Raw genomic sequence first — 3,195 nt, 5'->3', positions numbered from 1 at the left:
CTATACTTCGAAACTCAGCTTGCCCCGACATTGCATCCGGGCGACGTCGTCATTCTTGACAACCTGTCCAGTCACAAAAGCCCCGGTGCCGCCCGCGCCTTGAGCGACGTCGGTGCATGGTTCCTGTTCTTGCCTGCCTACAGCCCTGACCTCAATCCGATCGAGATGGCCTTCTCAAAGCTGAAAGCCCTGATCCGAAAGGCCGCTGCCCGAGCATATGACCAGCTTTGGCAAGCCGTTGGCAACATCTGCGACCTGTTCAGCGACGAGGAATGCTACAATTTTTTCAAAGCTGCTGGATACGGAACCGATTAAACCCGACACGCTCTAGATCGCTTAGGCCGCACTTGCACGACAGAGGCAACTCGCGCGTATTGGTATGTCTGCACGGGCCACGGCCTGGTCGAGCACCAGCTTGATATGTGGCAACTCGACTTCTTCACCGCGACGCATCAGGCACTCGTGTAAGCCGTGAAGCGCCCAGACGTTCCGCGGGTGCTGGCTCGGACGGGGGAGTTTGCCATCGACACCAAGGTCCGCTCGATAAACTGCCTCGGCCTCTTCGTATTCGCCAGATTCCAACAGAAGCGCGCCCAAGGCATGCCGGGTTGGTTGAGGCCAGGACCAGGGCTCTTCGGGAGTGGGCAAGACTTGGTGGTCAAGCGGCCATTTTTGTAACAGTCAGCCTGCCGTCAAGGACTGCGGCCCTAGTGACGGCGACGCGATGCACCCTTTCGGAGACCATCGCATGCGCCGCCGCTTGCCCATTCGAGTATTCCCGATGTCATCGACACAACCCTCTGCGCGGGATGACGAGACTGCGAGTCCGTTTCGATATCGGTGACCATAATTCACCAGCGCGTCGAAGTTGTTGGAAAGATAGAAATAGAGCGCTTGGCATCGAGCTTTGACGCGTCTGCCCGCTTCCCGTTGGCCTTTGGTTTCGGTGTGCAAACGGTCGCAGTCGATCTCAAGAACCTTGAGGATTGTCGCGGCTGTCATCACTTTTCCATGCCAGAGGTACCAACGCAGTGTCTCGGACGGTCGCTCGAAGAGTTGCGGCAACCCTGAAAACCCCTTCGTTTGCAAAAGTCCTCGCACGGCGTTCTCGATATGTTGAACCCGCATCGAAATGTGCCACCAATCAAAGATGTGGGTGACGGGGCCTTGAACGGCACGCCGCACAAGATTTGGCAGGGCAGGCTCCCCGTCTGAAATCACGGTCACTTTGCTCTGACCGTCCCAGCCTTGCGCGATCAGGTCATGTCGGAGTTGCTTTGCAGGAGATTTGGCGGCTTGCTGCACAAGACCGAAGCGTCGGCTCATGTTGGCATTTTCCACCTTACCGACCACAACATCCAGGTGCCGCTTCTGGTATTCCGGACGACATCTAATATGTGCACCGTCCAGGAAAACGGTCAATGTAGATGATTTGGTGCTCGCGTTATTGTTCCCATACCCTTCGTCGGCAACGTCAAGCTTCTCAGAAATGCGTCCCAAGCGATTTCGGACTGTCGTGTTTGACTGAGGCGCGCACGGCAAGAACATTTCGAGCAACCGGGCTGCCTCTCAAAACGAATGACGCGACCCCAACTCCGCCTGAAGGCGCAGTAGTTCGGGTGTCGCGCGATCCGGAAACAGCGCGTTGAATGGCAAAAGAAGAGCGACTTTCGCGGCGACCGCGTCTGATTTGCAGGCACACTGTCGTAGCCGCGGCGCCTTCACCCGAAAACGGCCATACAAAGTGTCGAGTGTGCGACCTCGATCGTCATGGACCCCACAACGCTTTCCGCAGTCGTCGCAAATTCGGCTTGCCGCCAGCGCTTCATCGATCTGGCTTTGAAGGATCGCCTCCTGCAATCGCCCCAACAAATTCTTGGCTTCGACAATGCGCAAACCCAAGCACTCTGGTTCTAGGTTGTCAGGTGCACAGCAAAGACGACCGATATTGCGCCTCTGTGTTTCTCCATCTTCAAATGTTGTTTCGACAACAATGCGCACATCCATGGTAGGCCCCGCCTCGCTCCAAAAGCCTTACCCTAACACGGCGTCCACCAAGTTTTGCCCACTCCCTCGACTATTCAAACCGTCTCTTCCTTGCCATACCCGACGATGACGGCCTCGCCCGACATCGCTTCGGTCACGCCTGTGTTGGTGCCAAGTTCTTCTAGCGTATCACGGAAGGTGTCGAGCGCGCGGATCATGACCGGACCGGCTGCAGCGATCGCCTGCGCGTTTTGCCATTCACCGATGAGGCAATAGTTTCGATCGCCGGTACTGACGATCGAGATTTTCTTGAGACCTTCCATCGCTTTGGGGTCGACCTGCCAGTTCCTGTCGATGAAATCCTTTTCGCGTCCCTCTTTCACCCGCATCCGAACGACATTGTAAGCTGTCATGGTTGTCTCCTTGTTTTTCTGTCCGTCGTAGAACTTGCAGCGACCGGATTTTCCCAGGTAAGTCCCACCACCCGCAAACCGGCGGGTGATCAGGCACGCCGGACCTGACCTCCAGTCAAGTCTTTCGGTTCAATGCAGAGCGGAGCGTCACAGCACCGACAATCAGCAAAACCAAGACCCAGAACCACCATGCGGCATCCCAAGCGCCAAGTCCGATGGCCAGAAAAATGACACCGAACACAAAACTAAAGAGCCACTTTGAACGGTATTTAGGCGTCTGAAGCCTTATGACGGCACATACGAGTGCGAAGGCACCAATTCCCACGAAAAAGACGCCCCCGCTGTCCCACCAACTGGACGACCCAGGCCATCCGATGTTCGCGAAAAAAAGCACCACGGCACCCCAAATGAAGGCCGCGCCCCACCAGATGCCGTCTATCCGGTCCATGTGCATCCATTCGAAGTCGCCGTTCTTGATGTTTCGATCGCTTGACATTTCTGAACCCTCTGTGCGGATGAAGTCCGCAAGCATGCCCAGTCATAACTGAGGACCGCTGGGCCGGATTGATCTTCGTCAATGGTGCGGTCATGCGTGGGTTTAATCTGGCAACAGGCCGCGAACGCGCGATTTCACCACAAGCGAAAGGAAAAGTGGACTGATATCGCGCCTCTGAATATTCCCATCTTCAAATGTCGTTTCGACAGTGATCCCTACCTTCATGGCCGGCCTCGTCTTGTTCCCAAAACATTACCTTATCTCAACGACCACCAAGTATTGCCCCCTCCCCCTTTAACT

4 protein-coding genes and 1 pseudogene are annotated in these 3,195 nt (G+C 55.9%); 1 reads left to right on the top strand and 4 read right to left on the bottom strand.

The genetic code is table 11. The features are described from left to right. Window positions 1-315, top strand: a 315-nt coding sequence (locus AC221Y_RS22520; protein ID WP_486708528.1) for a transposase, incomplete at its 5' end; no start/stop codon positions are given. A 21-nt stretch (window positions 316-336) separates the two neighbouring features. Here the strand turns inward: AC221Y_RS22520 and AC221Y_RS22515 are convergent. From AC221Y_RS22515 to AC221Y_RS22500, 4 genes and pseudogenes are all read right to left on the bottom strand, one after another. After that, window positions 337-582, bottom strand: coding sequence for a hypothetical protein (locus tag AC221Y_RS22515; RefSeq protein WP_366141749.1), 246 nt, complete (start codon window positions 580-582; stop codon window positions 337-339). Window positions 583-658: 76 nt separating this feature from the next. After that, a pseudogene (locus tag AC221Y_RS22510) lies at window positions 659-2,007 on the bottom strand (ISKra4 family transposase). Between the two features lie 74 nt (window positions 2,008-2,081). Continuing rightward, window positions 2,082-2,399: a hypothetical protein gene (locus AC221Y_RS22505; RefSeq protein WP_299756488.1), complete on the bottom strand. Its 318-nt coding sequence runs from the start codon at window positions 2,397-2,399 to the stop codon at window positions 2,082-2,084. Window positions 2,400-2,514: 115 nt separating this feature from the next. After that, window positions 2,515-2,895 carry a hypothetical protein gene (locus AC221Y_RS22500; RefSeq protein ID WP_299756490.1) on the bottom strand — a complete coding sequence of 127 codons (381 nt, stop codon included), beginning with the start codon at window positions 2,893-2,895 and terminating at the stop codon, window positions 2,515-2,517. Window positions 2,896-3,195: the final 300 nt, after the last annotated feature.

Source organism: Boseongicola sp. (genome assembly GCF_057460485.1).
Note: the sequence above shows the minus strand (reverse complement) of the source record. Positions and strands in the feature narration are given on the sequence as shown.